Source organism: Bradyrhizobium sp. SZCCHNR1093, from assembly GCF_032381175.1.
Taxonomy (GTDB): Bacteria; Pseudomonadota; Alphaproteobacteria; order Rhizobiales; family Xanthobacteraceae; genus Bradyrhizobium.
In genome coordinates this window covers 116,843-140,155 of record NZ_JAUHJJ010000007.1, presented here as the reverse complement: position 1 = coordinate 140,155, position 23,313 = coordinate 116,843, and the positions used below count along the sequence as shown (strand labels likewise).

General features: G+C 65.0%; 20 protein-coding genes and 1 pseudogene. 7 read left to right on the top strand and 14 right to left on the bottom strand.

Going from position 1 to position 23,313, the window contains the following annotated elements; translation table 11 throughout:
- Window positions 1-83: 83 nt before the first annotated feature.
- From QX070_RS22450 to QX070_RS22430, 5 genes and pseudogenes are all read right to left on the bottom strand, one after another.
- The gene (locus QX070_RS22450) at window positions 84-785 is read right to left on the bottom strand and encodes a VIT family protein (protein ID WP_315739274.1); all 702 of its coding nucleotides are present in this window, start codon (window positions 783-785) and stop codon (window positions 84-86) included.
- Complete coding sequence (locus QX070_RS22445; RefSeq protein ID WP_315739451.1) at window positions 782-1,186, bottom strand: OsmC family protein; 405 nt, start codon at window positions 1,184-1,186, stop codon at window positions 782-784. Before QX070_RS22445 ends, QX070_RS22450 begins: the two co-directional genes overlap by 4 nt.
- A gap of 140 nt (window positions 1,187-1,326) precedes the next feature.
- Entirely contained in the window at window positions 1,327-1,893 is a 567-nt protein-coding gene (locus tag QX070_RS22440) for a cytochrome b (RefSeq protein WP_315739273.1), read from the bottom strand.
- 81 nt (window positions 1,894-1,974) lie between these two features.
- A complete protein-coding gene (locus QX070_RS22435) occupies window positions 1,975-2,883 on the bottom strand; it encodes a sigma-70 family RNA polymerase sigma factor (RefSeq protein WP_315739272.1) in 909 nt (302 codons plus the stop codon).
- Window positions 2,880-3,639, bottom strand: a pseudogene (locus tag QX070_RS22430) (SDR family oxidoreductase). Before QX070_RS22430 ends, QX070_RS22435 begins: the two are co-directional and overlap by 4 nt.
- A 143-nt stretch (window positions 3,640-3,782) precedes the next feature.
- On the opposite strand from QX070_RS22430, the gene QX070_RS22425 reads away from it, so the two are divergent.
- A complete protein-coding gene (locus QX070_RS22425; protein WP_315739271.1) occupies window positions 3,783-4,988 on the top strand; it encodes a M20/M25/M40 family metallo-hydrolase in 1,206 nt (401 codons plus the stop codon).
- Window positions 4,989-6,040: 1,052 nt separating this feature from the next.
- On the top strand, window positions 6,041-6,418 hold the full coding sequence (locus QX070_RS22420) for a hypothetical protein (protein WP_315739270.1): 378 nt from the start codon (window positions 6,041-6,043) through the stop codon (window positions 6,416-6,418).
- A gap of 276 nt (window positions 6,419-6,694) precedes the next feature.
- Here QX070_RS22420 and QX070_RS22415 read toward each other — a convergent pair whose 3' ends face one another.
- Window positions 6,695-7,030: a hypothetical protein gene (locus QX070_RS22415; protein WP_315739269.1), complete on the bottom strand. Its 336-nt coding sequence runs from the start codon at window positions 7,028-7,030 to the stop codon at window positions 6,695-6,697.
- Between the two features lie 715 nt (window positions 7,031-7,745).
- On the opposite strand from QX070_RS22415, the gene QX070_RS22410 reads away from it, so the two are divergent.
- Complete coding sequence (locus tag QX070_RS22410; RefSeq protein WP_315739268.1) at window positions 7,746-9,968, top strand: right-handed parallel beta-helix repeat-containing protein; 2,223 nt, start codon at window positions 7,746-7,748, stop codon at window positions 9,966-9,968.
- A gap of 337 nt (window positions 9,969-10,305) precedes the next feature.
- Here the strand turns inward: QX070_RS22410 and QX070_RS22405 are convergent, their stop codons facing one another.
- The 8 genes from QX070_RS22405 to QX070_RS22370 form a co-directional block, all read right to left on the bottom strand.
- Window positions 10,306-10,662: a hypothetical protein gene (locus tag QX070_RS22405; protein WP_315739267.1), complete on the bottom strand. Its 357-nt coding sequence runs from the start codon at window positions 10,660-10,662 to the stop codon at window positions 10,306-10,308.
- A 964-nt stretch (window positions 10,663-11,626) separates the two neighbouring features.
- The gene (locus tag QX070_RS22400; RefSeq protein ID WP_315739266.1) at window positions 11,627-12,568 is read right to left on the bottom strand and encodes an ABC transporter substrate-binding protein; all 942 of its coding nucleotides are present in this window, start codon (window positions 12,566-12,568) and stop codon (window positions 11,627-11,629) included.
- A complete protein-coding gene (locus QX070_RS22395; RefSeq protein ID WP_315739265.1) occupies window positions 12,565-13,668 on the bottom strand; it encodes an LLM class flavin-dependent oxidoreductase in 1,104 nt (367 codons plus the stop codon). The genes QX070_RS22400 and QX070_RS22395 overlap by 4 nt, the downstream gene beginning before the upstream one ends.
- Before the next feature lie 21 nt (window positions 13,669-13,689).
- Window positions 13,690-14,874 (bottom strand): acyl-CoA dehydrogenase family protein, encoded by a 1,185-nt coding sequence (locus QX070_RS22390; protein ID WP_315739264.1) that lies wholly within the window; start codon window positions 14,872-14,874, stop codon window positions 13,690-13,692.
- Window positions 14,868-15,659: an ABC transporter ATP-binding protein gene (locus tag QX070_RS22385; protein WP_315739263.1), complete on the bottom strand. Its 792-nt coding sequence runs from the start codon at window positions 15,657-15,659 to the stop codon at window positions 14,868-14,870. The genes QX070_RS22390 and QX070_RS22385 overlap by 7 nt, the downstream gene beginning before the upstream one ends.
- On the bottom strand, window positions 15,653-16,666 hold the full coding sequence (locus QX070_RS22380; protein ID WP_315739262.1) for an ABC transporter permease: 1,014 nt from the start codon (window positions 16,664-16,666) through the stop codon (window positions 15,653-15,655). Before QX070_RS22380 ends, QX070_RS22385 begins: the two co-directional genes overlap by 7 nt.
- On the bottom strand, window positions 16,644-17,735 hold the full coding sequence (locus QX070_RS22375) for an ABC transporter substrate-binding protein (protein ID WP_315739261.1): 1,092 nt from the start codon (window positions 17,733-17,735) through the stop codon (window positions 16,644-16,646). The genes QX070_RS22380 and QX070_RS22375 overlap by 23 nt, the downstream gene beginning before the upstream one ends.
- A gap of 250 nt (window positions 17,736-17,985) precedes the next feature.
- Window positions 17,986-19,080 (bottom strand): LLM class flavin-dependent oxidoreductase, encoded by a 1,095-nt coding sequence (locus QX070_RS22370; RefSeq protein WP_315739260.1) that lies wholly within the window; start codon window positions 19,078-19,080, stop codon window positions 17,986-17,988.
- Window positions 19,081-19,382: 302 nt separating this feature from the next.
- Here QX070_RS22370 and QX070_RS22365 point away from each other — a divergent pair, with 302 nt between their 5' ends.
- From QX070_RS22365 to QX070_RS22350, 4 genes are read left to right on the top strand one after another with little or no spacing between them, the layout of a single operon-like run.
- Window positions 19,383-20,243, top strand: a complete 861-nt coding sequence (locus tag QX070_RS22365; RefSeq protein ID WP_315739259.1) for an ABC transporter permease subunit — start codon at window positions 19,383-19,385, stop codon at window positions 20,241-20,243.
- Complete coding sequence (locus QX070_RS22360) at window positions 20,240-20,959, top strand: ABC transporter ATP-binding protein (protein ID WP_315739258.1); 720 nt, start codon at window positions 20,240-20,242, stop codon at window positions 20,957-20,959. Before QX070_RS22365 ends, QX070_RS22360 begins: the two co-directional genes overlap by 4 nt.
- A gap of 17 nt (window positions 20,960-20,976) precedes the next feature.
- Window positions 20,977-21,993: an NrtA/SsuA/CpmA family ABC transporter substrate-binding protein gene (locus tag QX070_RS22355; protein WP_315739257.1), complete on the top strand. Its 1,017-nt coding sequence runs from the start codon at window positions 20,977-20,979 to the stop codon at window positions 21,991-21,993.
- A 41-nt stretch (window positions 21,994-22,034) separates the two neighbouring features.
- Window positions 22,035-23,264, top strand: coding sequence for an acyl-CoA dehydrogenase family protein (locus QX070_RS22350; RefSeq protein WP_315739256.1), 1,230 nt, complete (start codon window positions 22,035-22,037; stop codon window positions 23,262-23,264).
- The last annotated feature ends 49 nt before the right edge of the window (window positions 23,265-23,313 follow it).

Sequence of the window (23,313 nt, the reverse complement as noted above, 5' to 3'; positions counted from 1 at the left end):
GTCGACGACAGCGCGACACCGCCGCAACCTCGACACGAGACGGCGGTAACGCCGTTGATCGTCACGCAAGCTTTGCCCGCGCTTCAAACGACGGCCCCAAACAACTTTCCGATGCCTGCGGTGAGACCCAGGGCGAAGGCCCCCCAGAACGTCACGCGAAAGGTGGCACGCGGAATGTTGGCCCCGCCTGCCTTTGCGCCGATCGCTCCCAGCACCGCGAGAAAGGCGAGAGAAGCCGCGGAGACGATCGGGACCAGCAAGTTGGCGGGCGACACGACGACCATCAGCAAGGGCATGGCGGCTCCGACCGAAAACATCATGGCCGAGGTCACGGCGGCCTGGATGGGCCGCGCTGCGGTGATCTCCGAGATTCCCAATTCGTCGCGCGCATGAGCCGTCAACGCGTCTTTCGCCATCAACTGCTCGGCCACCTGCCGCGCAAGGGATTGATCCACACCTCGCTTGACGTAGATATCGGCAAGCTCGTCGCGTTCAAATGCGGGGTTGTCGCTCAGCTCCTTGCGCTCCCGTGCAAGGTCGGCCTGCTCCGTATCCGACTGCGAACTGACGGAGACATATTCACCGGCGGCCATCGACATCGCTCCCGCGACCAATCCCGCGACACCCGCGATCAGGACGTCGTTTCGTGTCGCTGCTGCCGCAGCAACACCGACGATCAGACTTGCAGTCGAAATGATGCCGTCATTGGCTCCCAGAACGGCCGCCCTGAGCCATCCGATCCGCGCCACCAGGTGGCTTTCAGGGTGGACGTGAAGACGGCTCATGTCTTTCTCCTGATCACGCCTTGCAACCTCGTCGCGGCGGCCACGGTGTTGGAAATCGTTCCATACTTCCTGACATTCTGATGAAGCAGCTCGAGCCGGCGGTCATCTTCATCGGTGTCGACGATCAGCTCGTAATCGATCGACGCCATCATCGGCGGGCTGTCCTGACGGACGCCGATCAGTCGCACCTCGACGCCACGAACATGGAACTTGAGCATCGGCGTCACGCGTTCGATTCCCTTGATCATGCAGGCGGCAACCGCGGCGAGAAGAAGCTCGGCCGGGTTGAATGCATCCCGCCGTCCCTTGACGTCGGTATCGAGCACCACGGTCGCATCCTTGCAGTCTGCGACGCTTTCATGCGCATCGATCCGTCGGGCGTTGACGCGATACTCCAGCATTGGCGAGTCTCCCGGCCGTGTTTCCTGGGGGATTGGCAATCCGAACCATGAGCGGAGTGATCGATCGGATCGCGACCGTTCGGTCACGGCGCCTGAAGCGACGACGCAATCCGTCATTCCCGACAGGCCTGTCGCCTCCCCTAGTCGTCCGAATGAGGCAGCATGCGCAGGAGCGTCCGATCCCGGAAGATCCAGTGATGGATCAGCGCGGCGGCCGCATGCATTGCGGCCACGATGACGAGGGCGTGGGCGAGAATTTCGTGCACTTCCTTGACGTTGTGAGCAAACGCGCGGTCCTTGGGCCAGGGCGACGCGATCTCGGCGATGCCAAACAGCGGCAAGGCATCACCGCGTGCAAACTGCAACACGATTCCAACGACAGGCACGGCAAGGAGCAGCGCATAGAGGGCGTAGTGCGCGAAACGCGCGGCCGGATCCTGCCACTTTCCCATCCATGTGGCGAATTCGGTCGTCTCGGGCGGCGGAGATGGATCGGCCAGCCGCCAGGCCAGACGCACGGCCAGAAGCGCGAGGATCGCGATCCCAGCCGTCACGTGGATGAACAGGCCGGATTCGCGCGGTGCGCCCTTGGGCAGCACGTCACCGAAGACACCAAGCGCCCAGGCGACGGCCACGAGCACGACCGTCAGCCAATGCAACGTCTGCGGAATTGCGCCGTAGCTTCGCGTCGAGTTGAAGAGCTGCATCTCGGACCTCTCTCGCCAGAATATGGTCCTGGCGCGACCGTCCCTCGTTGACGTGGATCAAGCCCTTGCCGGCCTGGGTGCTCAGACTGGCGGAACGAGTGCCAGCTCTGCATCGGCGATGACATAGCGGACGTAGCGGTAGTCGCGGATGAAGCTGATCTTGCCGTCGCGCCAGCTCAGCCACATGAAGTAGCTGGGCTGCGGATCGCCGTGGCGTTCGAACACGGCGATCACTTCCCGGCCCTCGAGCCAGGCGGGCGCCAGCCAGACGCCGTCCATCCCGGCGTAGATGCTGAAGAACATCCCGACATCGGCCGGGCCGACACGGATGGGATGAGTGGACTGGTGCAGTTTGACGTCGTGCGCCAGCAGCGCGCGCAGGCCGTCCCAATCACGCCGGTTGAACAGGCTCACATAGCGCGCCACCGCATCGGAGGCCGGTCTCGCCGCCGGCCGCGCCTCGGCCACGGCGTTGATCTCGGAGAGCCGCGCCCGGGCGCGGGCGAGATGCGCCTTCACCGAGTCCACCGTCAGGCCGAGCAGAGCCGCGATGTCGGCGAGCGGCTCGTCGAGCACGTCCTTCAGAACGAGGACGCTGCGCTGAGGGATCGGAAGCTCCGTGAAGCGCGACACCGCCGTCCTGATCGCCTCGTCGCGCATCATCACCTCCACGGCATCCGGTGCGGCGTCATCGGCGACGTCGTCAGCGGCCTCGATCGGTTCGACCGCCCGGATCGCACGGCTGCGCAGCAGGTCCAGCGCCCGGTTATGCGCGACCCGGAACAGCCAGGCGCGCAGCATCGCGAGGTCCCGCATCTCGCCCACGGCGACGAGCGCCTTCGTCAGGGTGTCCTGCACGACGTCCTCGCCGTCGATCACCGACCCCATCAGCCGCGCGCAATAGCGATGCAGCTCGGGCCGCAACTTCTCTGCCAGGGCCATGAGCTCGGCCCTGCGCGCGTCTTGCTGATCCTGTGGTCCGTCACTCAAGCTGCCGCTCCTTCCATCACCGTCACACCGTCGTCGCCATTCAGACCGAACACGACACCATCGGCGAATCGCGGGTCCTCCAGCACGGAGACGACGCGATCGCCGAACGCGCGCGGCGGCATCGGCGCACCGAAACGGGCGACGAACGCTTCCGGCGTGATGCCCATGGACCCGGCATAAGCGCCCGCGGCCGTATCCCCCACTCCCGTGCCGAGGATCATCATGCGCGGCACGATCGCCTGGAAGCGGATGCCGAGTCTGTCGTCCTGCGACACGCCGTTGGCATATTTCGCCATGAACCAGAGCATGCGCTTGGCGCCGCCGTAGCCGCCTGACATCTGTGAACCACCCACCGCCGCGCCGCTCGATCCGACCAGCACGCGGCTTCCTGGCTTGAGCGGGAGCTTGAGCGCCGCCTGGATCCAGTACAAGCCCGCCTTGACGTCCGTTTCCCAGGCAGCCGAGAAATCCCTCCAGGTCCAGCCGATCCAGCCGGCCCATGAGCGGCGTTGTGCCGGCGTTCAAGATCAGGATGTCGGGGCTGATATCGCCGACGATGCGATGCGCAGCGGCCTCGTCGGTGACGTCGGCCGCGATCGTGGCCACACCCAGGCGCGCAGCAATCGCGTTCAGCGCCTCGGTTCCGCGCGCGACGACGGTCACCTTGGCGCCGCGATCGACGAGGGCCTCCACGACTCCCAGGCCAAGGCCGCGGCTTCCGCCGGTCACGACGATCGTCTTGTCTTTCAGGCTCATGATGATGCTCCAATGTCGAGATGACATGAAGACGATCGAGGCATCGGAAAAGAGTCAGGCGGCGAAACCACCGGTGCCCCCCTTGCGCAACGGAGCGCTGGGCTGGATGCTCCGGGCACATCGTTCATCATGGGAATCGCTTCATGTCCGTCGACACCGCCGCCGCCACCGATCGTCTGATGCGTTTTCTGGCCGTCCAGGGCGTGACCGGACAGGAGAAGGCGATCGGGCGCGAGATCATGGCGGCGCTGAAGCAGGCCGGCGTGCCGGCCAAGGCGATGCGGCTCGACGATGCCAATACGCGCATTCCGCTGCCGACCGAGACCGGCAACCTGATTGTCGAGCTGCCCGGCCGCGGCAGCCAGCACAATCAGCCGCGGATCATGTTCATGACCCATATGGACACGGTGCCGCTGTGCGCCGGCGCGCAGCCGAAGATCGCTGGTCGCAAGATCGTCAATCAGGCCAAGACCGCGCTCGGCGGCGACAATCGCTGCGGCTGCGGCATCCTCGTCACGCTCGCCGCCGAGCTTGTCAGGCAAAAGCTCGATCATCCGCCGATAACCCTGCTGTTCTGCGTGCGCGAGGAGAGCGGGCTCCATGGCGCGCGCCACGTCAACACGGATGACCTCGGCGCGCCCGAGATGGCCTTCAATTTCGACGGCAGCTCGGCCTCCAGCGTCACCATCGGTGCCGTCGGCGCCGACCGCTGGGAGGTCGAGATCTTCGGCCGTGCCTCGCATGCCGGCGTCGCGCCGGAGCGCGGCATCAGCGCCACCATGATCCTGGCGCTCGCGCTCGCCGAGGTCAAAGCCGGCGGCTGGTTCGGCAAGGTGGTGAAAGGCAAGGGCAAGGACGCCAAACAGGGCACCAGCAATGTCGGCCCGGTCACCGGCGGCGAAGGCCGCCCCGCGGGCGACGCCACCAACGTCGTCACCGACTACATCCATGTCCGCGGCGAATGCCGCAGCCACGATGCCAAGTTCGTCCGCGAGATCACCAAGGCCTACAGGACCGCTTTCGAGACCGCCGCCAAGCGCGTCACCAACAGCGACGGCAAATCCGGCCGCGTCAAGTTCAAGGCCGAGACCGACTATCATCCGTTCCGGATGAAGGAGACCCTTCCCGTCGTCAAGCGCGCCACGGCTGCCGTCTCCGACATCGGCGCCGCGCCGACCCTGCGCGCCGGCAATGGCGGCCTCGACGCCAACTGGATGGTCCGCCACGGCATCCCCACCGTGACCTTCGGCACCGGCCAGAACGAGCCGCACACGATCGACGAATGGATCAACCTGGACGAATACGACCGGGCGTGTGCGCTGGCGGTTCGGCTGGCCACGATGGGGTGAGACGACGCCGTCCGAACACCCAAGCGGAATGGCTGCAACCTCCTTGCTCCCGCGCGGCGTCGTGATGACGGGCTTGCCGGCAAACGCGCATGTTCCGAACAGGTCGAACAGCGAGGCCATGACGTCGCGCTCCCGCGGCGGATGGCACCCGGGCTTTGCGTCCTTTGGTCCTCTTCTCCTCGAAGAAGAGGCGCAGGGAAGACCGGGTATCGGCTGATACCCGCGGTCCGCGTGCAGCAGAAAGCACGCGGCAGAACCACAGGTTCAGCCCAATATCCGGCCTTCCCTGCGCGACGGTTTGAACGGGTTATAGGCGCTCTCCCCGGGGATCGGCTGTCTTGCCCCCGTCGCCGGCGGATCATCATCACCGCCGACTTGGCATCAGCACCGCGATGCCAGGACCACACCATTTCGCCGTCGCATCGCTCCGTTCGTCGGCCCGGCTGTGACACCCGGCTGCAGAGCAACGCGCCCATCGCATCTTCCGGCTCGACGCTCGTGACGATCGCGAAACGTCCCTCTTCAGCGAGCCGGGATGCGCGGAAATGTGGAGGTGATTTGCCCGACGTGGCAAGTGACGAGTCCGCGACAAACTGGCTCGACGGGCAGTTGGCGCATGCGCGCCATGCAGAGATTGCCCGTCGTGCAACTCGGGATGGCGTGAGCTCATCGGGTCATAGCGGCCAGCATCATCGACGCCCTTCAAACGTCTTCAGTTGTTGGAATGCACCGTCACGGTGATGAGTTGGCTCCGGGCTGCCGGGTCGGCAAAGCACGAGCCATTCCCCTCCTCCGCGTGCCCAGCGGCATCGGTCCGATCGCATGGAAGTTCGGGCGGGGCCGGAACTCCGAAGCGCAGCAGCGGTTCTAGTGTGGTGGACCTGACATTCGCTTTGGACTGTCGCCAGCTCCTCGAGCGAGGTCGGATCAAGAACCGCAATCGATCATCCGTTTGCCGGCCTTGTTCGGCTCTGACATTCGTCAACCGTTCTTGGCAGAGCCGGACACCGGAGACATCCGCCGATCACGGCGCACTTCACTGGAGACCTGATATGTCGACCAAAACAGCTCTGCTCGGCCGCACGGCCGCAATTGCTTCATTGACTGTACTCGCGATCGGCGCCCTGGCCCCGACCAGTGCCGACGCGCGAAATGGGCGCTGGCACGGCGGCGGCGGCGCTGCGGTCGGCGCGGCGCTTGCGGCGGGTGCCATCGGCACCGGTCTTGCGATCGCCGCGAGCCGCGACGCCTATGATTACTATGATGGTCCGGTCTACGGCGGCCCGGCGTATTACGAGGCGCCCGCCTACTACGGAGTGAACCCCCACGCCTATGGCTATTACCGCAAAGGCGAATACCCCTATCAGATCTATGGTGGCGACAGCCCGAACGCGGTTTGCGCGCAAGGAACGACCTGGAATTGCCGCTGAGCCGCTTCTGATTGAAACCGCGGCGTGGCACCGGGCGAGGTCTCGCGGCGCTCGCCCGGCGCTGGACTCCCTTCTCTGCCCCGTGACCAGTCCCGTAGCCCGCCACGAGCGCAGCGACATGCGGGACAGGTCTCTCCCCGGCGTCGCTTCCCCGAAGCCCGTTGAGCCTCGTCGCGTTGAGCCGGCGAAGTCAGTTTCGCGCGCTGTCACCCCCCGCAAACGGATCGCTCGAAGGGCGACACCCAGCGGCGCGAGCGACCGAAGCTGCCATCCGCTTCAGCGCGCGTCACCCACCAGATGAAGATCGATCCTGCCGATCAGGTCGGCGCGAAACGTCTCGGCGGCGGCCATTGCCGCCATGGTCTGTCGCAATGTGCTGACGTTCGATCCGAGCGACACGATGCCGCCCAGCACCGCAGCAATCGCCCCGAGGGCGACGACCGCATTGGATCCCAGCAGGCCCAGCACCGCGCCGAGCAGCAATCCTGCACCGACATAGATCACGACCCTCGAGGCCAGGATGATCTTGCGACACCGCTCGGCCATCTCGGCAAGCTCCTCGATCTGCGCCTCGATCCGGGAGATTTGATCGCTCGGGTCGTCCTCGTTCATCAGACCAGCTGTTCTCCATGGTGTTTGCTTTGAGCACTATTCCCTCTCCGCCAGCCAACGTACGGCCAATGACTGGACAATCCAAGAGATGGTTTGCAGCCGTGAGGCATCGACCTTGGTCAGCGAGATAGTCAAGTGCACTGTCAGCGCAATCCCGCAATCGCTGGCGCGAACGCACCGAGAGCGAGCTGGTCATCCTTCATCGAACAGACGACGAATATCGGCCATCGAACGAAACAACTTCATCGGATGGCCCAGCACGATTTAGTGCACTGTCACCCGCAATCTCGCCGCGCCTCATTTCTGCTACGATCTACCCTGAGTCGAGCGGAGGACAGGCACATCATGGCTTTGACCATCATTTGCGTAAGCGGACCTGCTAACAGTCCGGCGATGTTCTCGGCATTTTTGAGATGCCTTACCGCGGATATTTGGCGACAGCGTACCGCTTCATATTCACCACAACGAGAACCGTTCGCTGCTGATGGCAACGCAGGCTGGCGAGCCAACCCATAGAGGTCAGAAAGAGCCAAATCGCAGCGAAGGCCCCGAGCTCGCGCCGGATTGACTCAGATCAACACAAACGATTGACGTCGAGAGCATGCTGTTGTGACCCACCATAGAACTGCGCTCTGCTCGATAGAGACCCCTGCTCGCTGGAACGCCTACGGAGCCAGCCGACGCGCCGCGGATCAATCCCCGATTAGGAATGAAGATGAAGCACCTTTTCACGGCACTTTTTGCGGCTGCAATCGTCACCTTAGCTTCGGGCGTCTCGCAAGCCGATTCCGGAAAAACTTGGTACGTGAATCAGGCAAGTAAGAGTGCGGGGGACGGGCACGCCTGGAATGCCCCGTTCCAATCCCTGCAGGATGCACTATCAGCGGCCTCTAAGAACGACGAAATCTGGGTGGCGCGTGGCACGTATTATCCCGATGCGACCGATCAGACCAAGTCATTTGTCCTCAAGGAGGACATCGCCGTCTATGGGGGCTTCTCAGGCAACGAAACGGCGCGGCAGCAAAGGGATTTTCGAAGGAATGTAACCATACTCAGCGGCAATATCGGCAAGGGCGACAAGACGAAAAACACAAAGACCATTATTATGGGCGCTAACCGAGCCATTCTGGATGGCTTCACGGTCTCGGATTCTTACGGGACGGACAAGCCCCGCATGCATCTCGTGCCGGCCGACATTCTCAAGAACGACATGGTCGTTGGCGGCGGCATGAGAAACTTCATGACCAGCCCCATTGTGCGCAACGTCGTCTTCAAGAACAACTACTCGCCCAAGGGCGGCGCCGTTTACAATGTGCACAAGGCGGGCGCGGACCAGGCCGCCTTCATCAATGTCGATTTCATCGACAATGTAGCCGAGCTGCGCGGCGGCGGCGTAAGCAACGATCTCGGCGCTATGCCGCGCTTCATCAACTGCCGCTTCATCGGCAACCGCAGCAACGACAAAGGCGGTGGCCTTTACAACGACTTTGCCGCGTCGCCGCTTGTCTTCAACACGCTGTTCACAGGCAACTCGGCCGTGAGCGCCGGCGGCGTCGGCAACGACGGCGGCTCGGCACCACTGCTCGTCAACGTGACAATCGTGGGCAACAAGGCCAGCAGCGCGTTGGGCCCGGACCTTTATCAGGGGACAGGTGCGAACAGCAATCCGATCCTCATCCGCAGCGTTGTCGGTAAGGTCTATAATTGGCATGAGGACATTGTGTCGGAGGTCGGCTCGCTCGCTCCTGCGGGAAGCACGCTGCCGCTGGCCGACTTCATCCCCATCAGCAACCTCAAGGGGGAGTTGGAACCCGTTGCCCTTAAATCCGCGCCCGCTTATGCGCGCGGTTACCAGCCCGGCTTGGACGGCGCGCTCCTGCTGAAGAACGGCTTGGTCGAGAAACTCGTCCAGATTTACGTGAAGAACAGCGGCGCGGTCGAATATCAGGGCGAGTACATCCGGCCAGCGGTCAGCGCCAAGGCCGTATCCGCGCCGGTCATCTATGTCGTCCCGGACAACCCGGCCAAGGCACAGGACGGACTTTCCTGGGCAACCGGGTTCTCCGACTTACAGGCGGCCATCGACCTCGCCTCGGCCTCGAAGGCGGCGGTTTGGATCAAAGCCGGCACGTACAGGCCTGCCAAGAAGGACGGCCGTATCGCGGCCTTCATTCTCTACGACGGCGTGAAGCTGTACGGCGGGTTTGCCGGCACTGAAACTGCCTTAGAGCAGCGTCGCGCCGCCGGCGCGCGGACAATTCTGAGCGCGAGGGCCGCCAAAGGCGGCTATCGATATGCGCACGTCCTCTATGGCGCCGATGACGCGCTGCTCGACGGATTGACGCTGCGTGACGGTCGCGCGGTCGGCCGGACTTACAACGGCAAGGGCGGCGGGTTGCTTGCCTATCATGCCGGCAAGAAATTTCTGCCGCGCGAGGCCGCGATCGGATTCAAGATGACGCTGCACAATTGCCGCTTCGAGCACAACGAAGCACTCGAAGGCGGAGCGATTTATGCCTACGGCAAGGCCAATCTCACGATCTCCGATACCGTCTTTGAAGGCAATCGGGCCGTCTATGGCGGCGCCAACGTCAACCGCGAGGGCGTCGTCGTCACATGTCAGAAGTGCTCGTTCACCGGCAATCGGGCATCGCAGGATGGCGGCGCAACCTACGAGGATTACGGCTCGCATGTGAGCTATGAGCAAGCCCGGTTTACGGCCAATAGCGCGCGCCATCAGGGCGGCGCCATCTATGAGATCAGCCGGGCCTCGCAATTGGAAGCGACAGTCGTCGGCGTCAGCAAGTCGGCATTCGTCAAGAACAAGGCGCGCGACGGCGCCAGCATCTATAATCTCGATGGTAGTACGCTGACGATCACGAACTCGACCTATCCGGCCAAGACGGTCTACAGCCGGACGCCATCCGAGAGCAAATAGAGGCGGCAACGCCGCGCCACTGAAGCCACTCACCCTGAGATGAAGCAAGACGACGACGGCGACTGCGATGGCGCGCAGACCGTCAATATCTGCTCGATACTCGCCAGTGCCCTTCTACGGCCATATCAACATCGATCGAAAAGCCGACACCACAGCGCTGGCTGAGCCTTCAGGCGGCGGCTATGTTGCCCATCGCCCAGACGTCATGGGGCCGGCCGCGGCCGGATGATGGGTGATGCAGGACTCGAACCCGCAAAGCCATGAGGGCGGATTTGCCGTCGGTCAGACGTCGTCGCCGTCGATGACGCGGATGATTTCAACCACCCGGCGGCGCGAGTCACCGAGGCTGCAATCCGCTTCGGCGCGCGTCACCAACCAGACGAAGATCGATCCTGCCGATCAGGTCGGCGCGAAACGTCTCGGCGGCGGCCATTGCCGCCATGGTCTGTCGCAATGTGCTGACGTTCGATCCGAGCGACACGATGCCGCCCAGCACCGCAGCAATCGCCCCGAGGGCGACGACCGCATTGGATCCCAGCAGGCCCAGCACCGCGCCGAGCAGCAATCCTGCACCGACATAGATCACGACCCTCGAGGCCAGGATGATCTTTCGACACCGCTCGGCCATCTCGGCAAGCTCTTCGATCCGCGCCTCGATCCGGGAGATTTGATCGCTCGGGTCGTCTTCATCCATCAGACCAACTGTTCTCCATGGTGTTTGCTTTGGGCATTATTCCGTCACCGCCCACCAACGTACGGCCAATGACTGGACAATCCAAGAGATGGTTTGCAGCCGTGAGGCATCGACCTTGGTCAGCGGGACAGATCAAATAGCTCGTTCGAGCGCATCGCTGATGAAGCCGCGATTTCCCCTCGACGGAAGGCCCGATTGCCATGAATAGAAGACCGCGGGCGGCTGGATGTTCGGCGTCGTCATCCGTCCGGTGCTGGAGCGCCTCGTCGTCACACACTGAAGCCATGAAGCCCAATCAGAGAGGTCAACGACGCCCAATTCACAACCCACCTACTAGAAGGTATTAATACCTCAGATCGCGATGCGACCTTATATATTAGGTTCGCTCACAGGAACCTGCGGTACTCATAGGCACTCGCGCGTCATCGCCGGCGAATGCGGTGATCCGGTACGCTGCGGCTTCTCGCTCAATCACAGCAACCTCTGGGACACTTGAACGCCCAGACAAGCCGGGCGCGCCGAGCGCCCTTCATCATCCATCGCCTGCTATCGCCAGGACGGCGATGGAAAATCGCCAGACGATGGTCAGCCTCATGTCCTGATCGGTTGGCAGCGCAACTGAGATTCGCGCCGCAACTACGTCTCGGCGATCCTGAAGCACACTTGCAAGCAAGACGCCCGCCAGTCAAACGCAGCGAAGAGGCTGAGAGGGGAGGCACATTCGAGGATCGGAGCGGGCTCCTTTTCTCCCGGGTTCGCGGAGGCGCCGCGATCGTGCCGCGTGACGTGGCGTAGCTGGTGTGGCACCAAGTTCACCGGCGCGGGCCGGGACGGTTACGGGAAGGTCAGCCTGATAGCGTGGAGGCTGACGGTGGGATCACCGCTGAAGGGTGCTATGGTTTTCAGCGGCCGACGCCGCCGAGAGTCACGTGTGTTCGGTGAGATCACGTGACGCGCTGACAGCTCAAAGCCCCGCCCCCTTCGCGATCGCCGCAGTGAACGAACGGTCGAGGATGCCGGCCGCGTCGAGCCGCTCCTTGATCAGGCCGGTGCGCCTGTAGAGGTCGATCGTCTTCTGCTCGTCGGCGACGACGGCATCGTCGACCGGCACGATGCGCACCTTCGCACGCTTGAGCCAGTTCAGTGGTACGGAGGACGGAATGTTCATCAGCCGGCCCCAGGTCTCGGCATAGCTCTCGACATTGCCGAGCGACCACGCACGCGCCGCCGCAAGCCGTTGGACGAAGTCCTCGAGCGCCGCGCGCTTGTCCCTGATGGCGGTGGGGGTCGCGACCTGGAAGCTCAGGCCGGGCGTCAGTCCTTCGCCGGTGATGATGCGGCGCGACTTGAACAGCACCTCCTCCTGGCTCACATACGGCTCCCAGGTCGACCACGCATCGACCGAGCCCTGCGTATAGGCGACCTTGGCATCGGAGGGCGGCAGGAACACGAGCTGGATGTCGCTGGTGGTCCAGCCGCGTGACTCCAGTGCCGCCAGCACCAGTTGATGTCCGATCGAGCCGCGGCCGGTTGCGATCTTCTTGCCCTTGAGGTCGTCGAAGCTCTTGATGGCCGAGCTTTCGGGCACAAGCATCGCAAGACCCTCCTGGGTCTGGCGAATGGCGGCGATCGCCTTGACCGGCACGCCCGAGGCGGCAGCGAAGGTAAAGGGCGCGTCGCCGACGAGCCCGGTCTCGATGGCGCCCGCGCTCAGCGCTTCCAGCAAGGGCGCAGCGGCGACGAACTCCTTCCACTCGATGCTGTAGGGCACGTCCTTGAGCACGCCCGCTGCCTCCATGACGGCGCGCGCATTACCCTTCTGGTCGCCGACGCGCAGGGTCGCCTGCGCGAAGGCGGAAGCCGTGAACGCGAGCAGAACACCCGCGGCAAGCAGAACGCGCTTCATTCCGCGGCCACTCCCTTCGCGCCCTGCCGCCGCGCGATCAGCTCGCGCGTCGCGGGGATCAGCTCGCGGCCGTACTCGATGGCATCGATCAGCGGATCGAAGCCACGGATCAGGAAATGGCTGATGCCGAGATCGTAGTAATCGCCGAATACGTCGGCGACCTGCTCCGGCGTGCCGACCAGCGCGGTGGTGTTGCTGTTGGCGCCGGTAAGCTTGGCAATCTCGGTCCACAGCCGCTTGTCGACCCGCTTGCCCTGCTCGGCGATCGCCAGCAGCCGCTTGGCGCCATCCGTGGCATGTCCGTCGGCCGGCTTGCGGTAGCCGGTCTGATCCTGCAGCGCGGTGGCGCGCTCCAAAATCTCCTGCGCCTTGGCCCAGGCCTTCTCCTCGGTCTCGGCGAGGATCGGCCGAACCGACAGCGAGAAGCGCGGCGCCGGCCGGCCGTGCCTGGCGGCGGCCGCGCTGACGCGGGCGACCTGCTCACGCACCTGCGCATAGGACTCGCCCCACAGCGCATAGGTGTCGGCGTGACGGCCCGCAACATCGATCGCGGCATCGGAGGCGCCGCCGAAATAGATCCGGATGCCCTCTTTCCGATACGGCTTCACCTGCGCGAATGCATTCTCGACCTGATAGTGCTTGCCGGCATAGCTGAACGGCTTCTCGCTGGTCCACTCGGCGCGGACGATGTCGAGGAACTCAGCTGTCCGCGCATAGCGCGCCTCCTTGTCGTCGAGCGTGTTGCCGTCCTGTCGCAACTCGGTTGAATTGCCGCCGGTGATCACATGCAGCGCAACGCGGCCCCTGGAGAACTGGTCGAGCACCGCGAACTGCCGCGCCAGCAGGGTCGGTGACGTGAACCCCGGTCGCTGCGCGATCAGCACGTTGAGCCTCGAGGTGACGCCGAGCACATGCTGGGCGACCTGCAGGCTGTCCGGCGAGGTCGAGTGGAACGCGAGCAGCGCGCGGTCGAAGCCGGCATTCTCATGCGCCTTCGCCACCGTCTCGATGTGGACGGGGTCGAGCACCGGTCCCTTGCGGACGATGGTCTCGGACGAGTTGTTGTTGGAAATGAAGCCGATGAATTCGATCTCGGACATGTGTCCTCTCTCCTCAGGTTCTCAGAGTCCAAGCGCCAGACGGCCGGCGGCGATCCGCGTGGCGTCGTCCTGCGGGGTATGCACGCGGCCGCACAGCACGTCGCGATAGTGCCGCTCGAGCGGGTTGGCGCGGCTGAGGCCGTGATTGCTCGACAGCGACAGCGCGTCCTCGACGGCCGCCACCGCATTGTTGGTGACGGTCAGCTTGATGACGTTGCCTTCGACCGGGCTGACGACCCTGCCCTCGTCGAAATCGCGCGCCACGCTATCGATCAGCCGCGCATTGACCTGTAGCCGCGCCTCGATCGCGCCGAGCACCTCCTGCGCCCGGGGCAAGGTCGCGAGCGGTGCGCCGAGGCTCGACGGCGTCCGCGTCCTCAGGAAGTCGACGATCCAGTTACGTGCGGCGCGCGCGACGCCGTCATAGATCGCGCCGACGAAAGCGGCATGAACCAGCGCCTGCGTCGGGTTCTGCACCCGCCAGCCCTCCGGCTTGCGCAGCTCGATCTCATGGTCCAGCGGGATCACGACGTCATCGAACACGACGTCATGGCTGCCGCTCGCGCGCAGGCCGAGATGATCCCAGGTCTCCAAAATGCTGATGCCGGGCAGTCCGGCCTGGACCAGGAAGAGTCCAAGCCGGGGCTCGGCCTCGTCGGTCTTGGCCCACACCGAGTACCAGCTCAGGATCGGCGCACCCGTCGAGTAGATCTTGCGGCCGCTCAGCCGCCAGCCGGTGTCGGTGCGCCGCGCAATCGTTTCCGGCAGGCCGCCGCGCGACGGCGAGCCCAGCGCGGGTTCGACGCGGAACGTGTTGATCAGCGCGCCCCGCTCGACCGAATCCCGCGCGAGCTTGCGCGCAAGCCGCGGCGGATACTCCTGGTGCCGCGCCATCACGAAATGCTGGATATAGTGCATCGCCAGCACCAGTGCCGTCGACGGATCGGCTTCGGCAATGATCCCGAGCACGCGCGCGGTGAGACGTGCGCCGGCGCCCTGCCCGCCAAGCGCGGTCGGCACGGTCAGCGACAGCAGGCCCGCGTCGAACAGGTCTTGAAAATTCTGGAACGGGAAGCTGCGGTCACGGTCATGCGCCGGCGCACGCTCGGCGAAGACAGGCACGAGCCGCAGGGCTCGTGCGATCAGCTCTTCGTCGTCCACTGCACCGGCCGGGCGCGGCGCGATGCTTTCGATGGCGGCTACCATGTTGCCTCCAAGCCGAGGAGCCCAAGGATCTGCCGGCGCAGATCGGCAAGATGCGGATCACCGCGATGCCGCGGATAGGGTCTGTCCACGACGATGTCGGCCTTGATGCGCGCGGGGCGGTCGCTGAGCACGATGACGCGATTGGCGAGCACCAGCGCCTCCTCGACGTCGTGGGTGACCAGCAGCGTCGTGAAACCCTTGCGCTGCCACAGCGCCACGAGCTCCGCCTGCATCGCGATGCGGGTTAGCGAATCGAGCTTGCCGAGCGGCTCGTCCAGCACCAGCACCTTGGGATCGTTGACCAGCGCCCGCGCCAGCGCGACGCGCTGCGCCATGCCGCCGGAGAGCTGATGCGGAAAGGCGTTGCGGAAGTCGGACAGCCCGACCAGGTCGAGCGCCGCATCGACACGATGGCGCTGCTTCTTGAGGATGCCCTGCGCCTCCAGTCCCAGCGCAACGTTGTCCCGCACCGTGCGCCATGGAAACAGCGTCGGGTCCTGGAACACGACGACGCGCGAGGGATGCGGTCCCCTGATGCTGATCTCGTCCTCGCGCAGCACGCCGCTGCGCGGCTTGTCGAGGCCGGCGATGAGACGCAACAAGGTCGACTTGCCGCAGCCCGAGGGCCCGAGCAACGCGACGAACTCGCCGGGCTCGACGATCAGGCTGACATCGTCGAGCACCTTCAGCTCGGCGCCGTCGATGTCGAAGGCATGGTCGACATGGGCGATGTCGATCGCGGCACCCGGGAACGCCGCCCGTCGAGCTTCCGAAACGGCTACCATTTCACGACACCCTTCTGCCAGACCAGCACGCGGTCACGGGTCTTGAACAGCAGCGTGATCGCGCCAGAGCAGAGCAGCGACATCACCAGCAGCGCTGCATACATGTTGGCGTACGCCGCCCAGCCCTGCGCCCATTGCAGGTACCAGCCGAGACCGGCCTTGACGCCGATCATCTCCGCGACGACCAGCACCGCAAAGGAGGCCCCGAGGCCCATGAACAGGCCGACGAACACATGCGGCAGCGCCGCAGGGATTGCGACCTTCAGCACCAGGAACGACGGCTTGGCGCCGAGCGTCCGCGCGACGTCGTAGTACGCGGTTGGCACGCTGGCGACGCCGGACCATGTCAGCACTGTTACGGGGAAGCCGGTGGCGAGTGCGATCAGGAACGTCGACGCGCTCCAGCTGGTCGGGAAGCTGAAGAAGGCGATCGGCAGCCATGCCGTGGCCGGCAGCGGTCCGATGAAGCGCAGCACCGGATGCACCCAGTAGCCGATCCGCGTCGACCAGCCGATCGAGACACCCGTGACGAAGCCGATGGTGGCACCGATGAGGTAGCCGCCGAGCTGCAGCTTGATCGACGCGAAGACGCTGTCGAGCAGCTTCGGCAGATCGTCGGTGTAGACCTCGATGATGGCCTGCGGCGGCGGAAAGAACGGCAGCGGCAGCCAGGCGTATTTCGCGGTGCCAAGCTCCCACAGCGTCAGGAACACGCCGAGCGCGATGAACCAGGGACTTCGCTTGCGCACGCCGACACCCGCACGTCCGAGCAGGTGCGCGGCAAGACTGGCCAACAATAGGATTGCCGCGATGACAAATCCGGCGCCCGCGAGATCGGTCGTGCGCGACCAGTCACCGATGTCCTCGCGGACGAGGCAGGATGCGCCGAAGGCGGCCCAAGCGAGCGCCGCGGCAATGCCGGGCGCCACCTCGCGGAGCTTGTCGGAAAGCAAGCTGCTCCGCGCGAGCTCGCCGGCGGCGACGTCAGACAGAGAAAATGTCGACATAGATGCGCTCGGCGAATTTGCTGGTGTCGGTGCTGGGCTTGAAGACGGAGACGACCTTCAGGTCGTCGGCATAGGCCTTCAGCTCCTGCTTCAGCGGAGCACCATGCGGATGATGATGATGGGTGTGATAGCGCACCATGCCTTCGAGATCGGCGAGCGTCGCCTGCTTCGGCGCGTAAGGCTGGAACGACTTCGCCGCCTCGACCGGGTTCTGCGCCGTGAACATCGCGGCATCGAGCAGCGCTTGCGTGATAGCGCGGCCAACCTGCGGCTCCTCGCGCACGAGGCTGCCACGCAGGCCGAGGATGCAGCAGACGCGGTTCTGATACTCGCCGTCGAGATTGGAGGCGACCTCCTTGTAGGCCGGGTCCTTCAGCCAGAGATAAGCGAGCGGATCGGACGCCAGGAACGCCTGCGTCTCGCCCTTGTCGGCGGCGACGTTGACGACGGCGCCTGGATAGACGCGCCAATCGACATCCTTCACCGGATCGATGCCGAGCCGCGCGAGCTGGATCGAGAAGAAGTTCTTGTCGGGACCACCGAGATCGCCGACGGCGACCGCCTTGCCCTTGAGGTCCGCCAGCTTGGTGATGCCGGAATCGCTGCGCGCCAGCACCCGCATGCAGCCGCCATGGGTGCCGGCGGCGATCTTCACGTCGAACCCCTGCTCCAGCGGCTTCAGCCAACGCAGCGCCATGCCGAGGCCCGCATCGCTCTTGCCGGTCGCGATGGCTTCCAGCAGCTGATCGGTCGAGCCCGAGTAGTTGATCAGCTCGACATCGAGATTGTACTTCTTGAAGAGGCCCTGGTCGATCGCCACCGGAACCGGCGTCAGGCACACTGCGCCGGCATTCCACGACAGTTTCAGCTTGCGCGGCGCGCCGGTGAGAGCTGGCACTTCAGCCGCCGTCCGGCAGATCGGAAACTGCTGAAAGTCGATCTCCGGCGCTGCTCGCAAGGACAGAGCCTGCGCGGCAAGGCCGCCGAACGGCGCCACCAACGCGGCTCCGGCGCCTGCCTGCAGCAGCCGACGCCGGCTCAAAGCGCTTGTCGTCTCCGTGTTATCCATCACCCTCTCCTGCCGACAACGCTCCGCCTATGCGCAGGCGCATGGCGCCCGCACTCCATCCGCGGAATGCCTCGATGTCTCGTTGACCGTGCGCTGTCGTCAGCGCCCCAATGATGAATGGATGATGCGTTCGCCCGTCCACATCGTCAATGAAATGGATTTTCGAATGTGGCGCGACGGTGAGCGAATATCTCCCCGCGCAACGAACTTCACAAAGCAATCAGTTCTTCCGCGCGCTTCGCAGGCGAGATCACCCCACACGTCGGCCGGAATCGGCCGTCGCGAGACCAAGATCGCGCTGTCGCTGCCGCACGCGCGGAATGATCTCGTCCGCGAAGTGCTTCATCTCGGACTCGAACGGCTGGAACTGCAGCATGAACAGCTCGATGCCGGCGGCGTGGAAGTCGATGGCGCGGTCGGCGACCTCCTCATAGCTGCCGACCAGCCCGGCGGCCGTACCGCCATTGCTGCCGACGCGCGCGCTCTTTTGCATGGTCTGCATCATCACCACCTTGGGGTCGGTGTTCTGCTTCTGGATCGCCTTCATCGGCGCGTCCTTCTCGGCGAGAAGCAGCAGCCGCTGATGCGCAGCTTCCGCCTCCGCCGCGGTCGGACGTGCGATCACAAAGGCCGATAGGCCAAAGCGAAGCGGCGGCGCCGCACCTCTCGGCCGCGCCGCAACGTCGCGGATCAGGCCGGAGACGTCGGCGAGCGGCTGGCCGTTGATGAACCAGACGTCACCGTGATCGGCGACCAACGACCGCGCCGGCTCGGATTCGCCGCCGACATAGATCCGCGGCCGGACCTGGTAGAGATCCTTCGGCCGCAGCGCGTAGTCCTGCACGTCGAAATAGCGGCCCTTGTGCGTGAGGCGCTCGCCCTGCAGCAGCCGCGACACCACCGAGATCCATTCTCGTCCATAGGCGTAGCGCTCGTCATGCTCGGCGAAGCCGATGCCGGCGCGCTCCAATTCGGGCTTGTTCCAGGCATTCACGAGATTGATGGCGAAACGCCCGCGGCTGATGTTCTCGATGCCGAGCGCCATCTTGGCGAGCACCACGGGATGATACAGATACGGCTTGATCGCGGTGATGATCTCGATCCGGCTGGTGAGCGCTGCGAGCGCCGCTGCTGCGCTCCAGGCCTCGAGCTGATCGAGATCCTCCTGGTGCGGATTGATCGTGTGCTGGGCCACCAGCGTCGAATCATACCCCAGCGCCTCGGCCTTCAGCACGAGATCGCGATTGCGCTCCCAGGAGGCATCATAAGGCTCTTCCGGATCCTGATGCGCCGCGCGCGGGCCATGTACCGAGGCCCAAATGCCGAAACGAAGCGGACTTGTCATGGTCGACCCTCACGATCTGCACGTCTCTCGCATCGTCATCTCGACGAAGCGCGATCCTCTTCACCGGTACTAACAAATTCGGAAAAGAAGTTCTTGCCGCTTTTGGCCCGCGCGGGAAATCGAAAACCTCCAGGCCTGACGACAATTGGAAAACGGCTCTATTTCGATCAGCCAAGTTTCGTGGGACAGTTTGCCGGCGCGCAACGAGGCGGCACGACACGGCTGCCTGCGCGCATCCGATCTACAGATCTGTCGAGTGATCTCTATCGGCAGAGGCATGACATCGCGAGGACGACGCACTCTTGAGCAATCTCGAACAAGCTGCCGGGACGATCGAGCTGCCGCAGACCAATCGTGACGCCGCGCGCCCCAGCGCGGACAGGCGTCGCGCGCTGAGCCCGGCGACGCTGCAGGCCCTGTCTTGGCTCGCGCCCGCCCTCCTCATCGTGATCTGGGAAGCGGCGGCGCAGGGCGGCTATCTGTCGCCGCAAGTCCTGCCGGCGCCAAGCAAGATCATGCGCACGGCCTTCAAGCTGACGACGCAGGGCACCCTGCTGAACGATCTCGGCGTCAGCCTGCTGCGCGCTGCTGCCGGCTTTGCGATCGGCGGTGCCATCGGCTTTGTGCTCGGCATTCTCGTCGGCTTCTCGCGGATCGCCGAAGCGCTGATCGACCGCAGCGTCCAGATGATCCGCGCGATCCCTTTCCTCGCCATGCTGCCGCTCGTGATCGTCTGGCTCGGCGTCGGCGAGGCCGAGAAGGTGTTTCTGGTCGCACTCGGCGTGACCTTCCCGATCTACATCAACACCACGCTCGGCATCCGCCAGGTGGATCCGAAACTGCTCGAGCTCGGCCGGGTCCAGGCGCTGTCGACGCTGCAGCTGATCCGCCGCATCATCCTGCCCGGCGCCCTGCCCTCCATTCTCACCGGCGTCCGCTATGCGTTGGCGACCGCGTGGCTCGCGCTGGTCGTCGCTGAGACGATCGGCGCGCAGTCCGGCCTCGGCTTCCTCGCGATGGACGCCCGCGAATTCCTGCGCACCGATGTCATCGTGCTGACCATCGTGATCTACGCCCTGATCGGCGTCGGCGCCGACCTGATCGCGCGCTGGCTGGAACGGCGGCTGCTCGCATGGCACCCGAACTACGGAGCGGCGCGATGACGGTCCAGTTCGCGCCGCCGCTGCAGGGCGCCACCGCGCCTGCGGTGATCGTCAATGGTCTGCGCCGCGCCTATGGCGAGCGTACCGTCATCGAAGGCCTCGATCTTCGCATCGAACGCGGTGAGTTCGTGGCGCTGCTCGGCGAGAGCGGCTGCGGCAAGACGACCTTGCTGCGCGCGCTGGCCGGGCTCGATCCGATCCAGGCTGGCCGCATCATCGGGCCGCGCCGGCCCGCCGTCGTGTTCCAGGAACATCGCCTGTTGCCCTGGGACAGCCTGTGGCGCAACGTCGCGCTCGGTCTCGATGTGCCCGACGCGCGCGCCCGCGCCGCCGCGGCGCTGGCAGAGGTCGGCTTGGGCGACCGCCTCGACGACTGGCCGCGCAATCTCTCGGGCGGCCAGGCGCAGCGCGTCGCGCTCGCTCGTGCGCTGGTGCAGCAGCCGGAGCTGCTGCTGCTCGACGAACCGTTCGCCGCGCTCGACGCGCTGACCCGCATCCGCATGCACGCGCTGGTACGCGAGCTCGTCGCCAACCATCGTCCCGGCGTGCTGCTCGTCACGCACGACGTCGACGAAGCGATCGCGCTCGCCGATCGCATCCTGGTGATGCGCGACGGCCGGATCGCCTTCGAGCACCGCGCGGATCGCAGCGGCACGGTCGCCCGCGGCGACCTGCTGGCTGAACTCGGTGTGCTCGGTTCACACGCTCACGATTGATTTTCGGAAGGATCGACATGTCTTCGGATGACTTCTCCCGCCGCCAGTTCCTCGGCACCGCCGCCTTCGGCATCGGCGCGCTCGCCGGCTTCACCCTGACGGATGACGCATGGTCCGCGCCCGGCCGCGTCACGGACACGGTGCGTCTCACCTGGGGTCTCTCGGGCCTCAACCTGATCGCCAAGGAGCGCGGCGAGTTCGAGAAGCTGCTCGCCAAGGACGGCATCAAGGTCGAATGGCTCGGCCCGTTCCCGAACCACGCCCCGACCTTGCAGGCCGTCACCGGCGGCACCGCGGATTTCAGCTTCGGCGGCTCGACCACGCCGGCGCTGGCCGCGATCATTGCCGGCTCGCCACTGGTGTTCACGCAATTCGTCGTCTACGAGCCCCGCACGACAGCGATCATCGCCCGCGACGATTCCGGCATCAACAAGGTCGAGGATCTCGTCGGCAAGTCGGTCGCCGTCAACCGCTCCGGCCTCGGCGAATTCCTACTGGTCGCCGCGCTGGAGAAGCACAAGGTCGACCGCTCCAAGGTCAAGTTCGTCTACCTCAATCCGCCGGACGCGGCGCCGGCGCTGGCTTCGGGCAAGGTCGACGCCTGGTCGATGTGGAGCCCGGGCGTCGATATCGCCCGGCTCGACTACAAGGCGCACGACATCTTCCTGGAAGGCCGCGATCTCGAGTTCCAGATCGACTACACGTCCTATCTGACCACCCGCAAGTTCGCGACCGAGAATCCGGCCCTGGTACGCGCCGTCAACGAGGCGTTTCGCGCCGAGGGCAAATGGATCTCGGAGAACAGCAAGGACGCCGAATACATCGCGCAGAAGGCCGGCAAATACAGCGATCAGATCCGCGACCAGTTCATCGCGCTGAACCGCAAATACCGCTATTTCTCCGTCAACGACAAGCAGTTCGTCACTGACCTGCAGAAGGCCGCCGATTGGCTGGTCGAGCGCAAGGTGCTGCCGGAGCCCGTCAATGTCGCCGACCACCTCGCCCAGATCGACGAGCCGACGCCGCAACGCTGAGCAGCTCGCTTCCTCTTGTCTCGCTATCGTCCGGATCCGTCATGAACAAGCCGCTGCCCACCAAATCCTTCACCACCGAGCCGCCCCTTCCGCTCGCTCCTGGCGCACTCGAGACCCTGCTGGCCGCAATCGCCGAAGGCGAGTCGGACCGCGAGCGCGAGCGCATCCTGCCGCACCAGCAGATTGCGCTGATCAAGCAGGCGCGGCTTGGCGCGCTGCGGCTGCCTGTCGCCGCAGGCGGCGCCGGCGGCTCGATCCGCGATCTGTTCCAGATCGTGATCCGGCTCGCCGAGGCCGATGCCAATGTGGCGCACATCCTGCGCAATCATTTCAGCGTCGTCGAGCGGCTGGTCCGCAATCCCCGCGACGACCAGGCGCGCGAATGGCAGAAGTCGGTGGCCGGCGGCGCGATCATCGGGCTTGCCACCACCGAGCTCGACAGTCCCCAGGTCGGCAACATCACGCCGAACACGACCTTCACGCCCGACCGCGACGACTATCTGCTGAACGGCACCAAATATTACAGCACCGGCACCCTGTATTCCGACCTCGTACTGGTGCGTGCGGCCGATCCGAGCGGGCGTCCCGGCGCCACGATCATCCCGGTCAACCGCGACGGCATCGAGCTGATCGACGACTGGGACGGCATGGGGCAACGGCTGACGGCGACCGGCACCACCCATTTCCGCAACGTCAGGGTCAAGCAGCAGGAGATCGTGTTCGACGCTCCGGACATCGGCTACGGCGTGCCCTATTCGAACACGTTCGCGCAGCTGTTCCTGACCGCCGCCGTCGCCGGCATCAGCCGCGCCGCCCTGCGCGACGCAATCGCGCTGGTCCGCTCGCGCAAGCGCACGTTCTATTATGCGCCGCATGAAAAGCCGACCGAGGACCCGCTGCTGCAGGAGACCATCGGCAAGATCGCGAGCGCGGCGCATGCCGCGGAGACGGTCGTCCTTGTCGCGGCCGAAGCGCTCGACGCGGCCACGGAGGCGTTCGATGCCGGACGCGCCGATGCCGAGGAGCTGGCCCACCGGGCTGCACTGCTGTCGGCGCAGGCCAAGATCATCGCGGATGATGCGGCCATCAAAAATGGCGGACACATCTTCGACGTCGGCGGCGCCTCGTCGACCAAGAAGGCCACCAATTTCGACCGGCACTGGCGCAACGCCCGCACCCTGTCGTCGCACAACCCGGTCACCTACAAGGAGCGGGCGATCGGGCAGTATCTGATCAACGGCACGCCGCTTCCGGCCAAGGGCTTCTTCTGACCGACGGCGCTGCCGCGACGAGGGACACGGCCAATACGGCGCGTGCCCG

Excerpts from the sequence above, each read along its gene's own strand:
- QX070_RS22450 (WP_315739274.1), bottom strand. The coding sequence starts at position 785 with ATGAGCCGTCTTCACGTCCACCCTGAAAGCCACCTGGTGGCGCGGATC.
- QX070_RS22445 (WP_315739451.1), bottom strand. The coding sequence starts at position 1,186 with ATGCTGGAGTATCGCGTCAACGCCCGACGGATCGATGCGCATGAAAGC.
- QX070_RS22440 (WP_315739273.1), bottom strand. The coding sequence starts at position 1,893 with ATGCAGCTCTTCAACTCGACGCGAAGCTACGGCGCAATTCCGCAGACG.
- QX070_RS22425 (WP_315739271.1), top strand. The coding sequence starts at position 3,783 with ATGTCCGTCGACACCGCCGCCGCCACCGATCGTCTGATGCGTTTTCTG.
- QX070_RS22420 (WP_315739270.1), top strand. The coding sequence starts at position 6,041 with ATGTCGACCAAAACAGCTCTGCTCGGCCGCACGGCCGCAATTGCTTCA.
- QX070_RS22415 (WP_315739269.1), bottom strand. The coding sequence starts at position 7,030 with ATGAACGAGGACGACCCGAGCGATCAAATCTCCCGGATCGAGGCGCAG.
- QX070_RS22410 (WP_315739268.1), top strand. The coding sequence starts at position 7,746 with ATGAAGCACCTTTTCACGGCACTTTTTGCGGCTGCAATCGTCACCTTA.
- QX070_RS22405 (WP_315739267.1), bottom strand. The coding sequence starts at position 10,662 with ATGGATGAAGACGACCCGAGCGATCAAATCTCCCGGATCGAGGCGCGG.
- QX070_RS22400 (WP_315739266.1), bottom strand. The coding sequence starts at position 12,568 with ATGAAGCGCGTTCTGCTTGCCGCGGGTGTTCTGCTCGCGTTCACGGCT.
- QX070_RS22395 (WP_315739265.1), bottom strand. The coding sequence starts at position 13,668 with ATGTCCGAGATCGAATTCATCGGCTTCATTTCCAACAACAACTCGTCC.
- QX070_RS22390 (WP_315739264.1), bottom strand. The coding sequence starts at position 14,874 with ATGGTAGCCGCCATCGAAAGCATCGCGCCGCGCCCGGCCGGTGCAGTG.
- QX070_RS22385 (WP_315739263.1), bottom strand. The coding sequence starts at position 15,659 with ATGGTAGCCGTTTCGGAAGCTCGACGGGCGGCGTTCCCGGGTGCCGCG.
- QX070_RS22380 (WP_315739262.1), bottom strand. The coding sequence starts at position 16,666 with ATGTCGACATTTTCTCTGTCTGACGTCGCCGCCGGCGAGCTCGCGCGG.
- QX070_RS22375 (WP_315739261.1), bottom strand. The coding sequence starts at position 17,735 with ATGGATAACACGGAGACGACAAGCGCTTTGAGCCGGCGTCGGCTGCTG.
- QX070_RS22370 (WP_315739260.1), bottom strand. The coding sequence starts at position 19,080 with ATGACAAGTCCGCTTCGTTTCGGCATTTGGGCCTCGGTACATGGCCCG.
- QX070_RS22360 (WP_315739258.1), top strand. The coding sequence starts at position 20,240 with ATGACGGTCCAGTTCGCGCCGCCGCTGCAGGGCGCCACCGCGCCTGCG.
- QX070_RS22355 (WP_315739257.1), top strand. The coding sequence starts at position 20,977 with ATGTCTTCGGATGACTTCTCCCGCCGCCAGTTCCTCGGCACCGCCGCC.
- QX070_RS22350 (WP_315739256.1), top strand. The coding sequence starts at position 22,035 with ATGAACAAGCCGCTGCCCACCAAATCCTTCACCACCGAGCCGCCCCTT.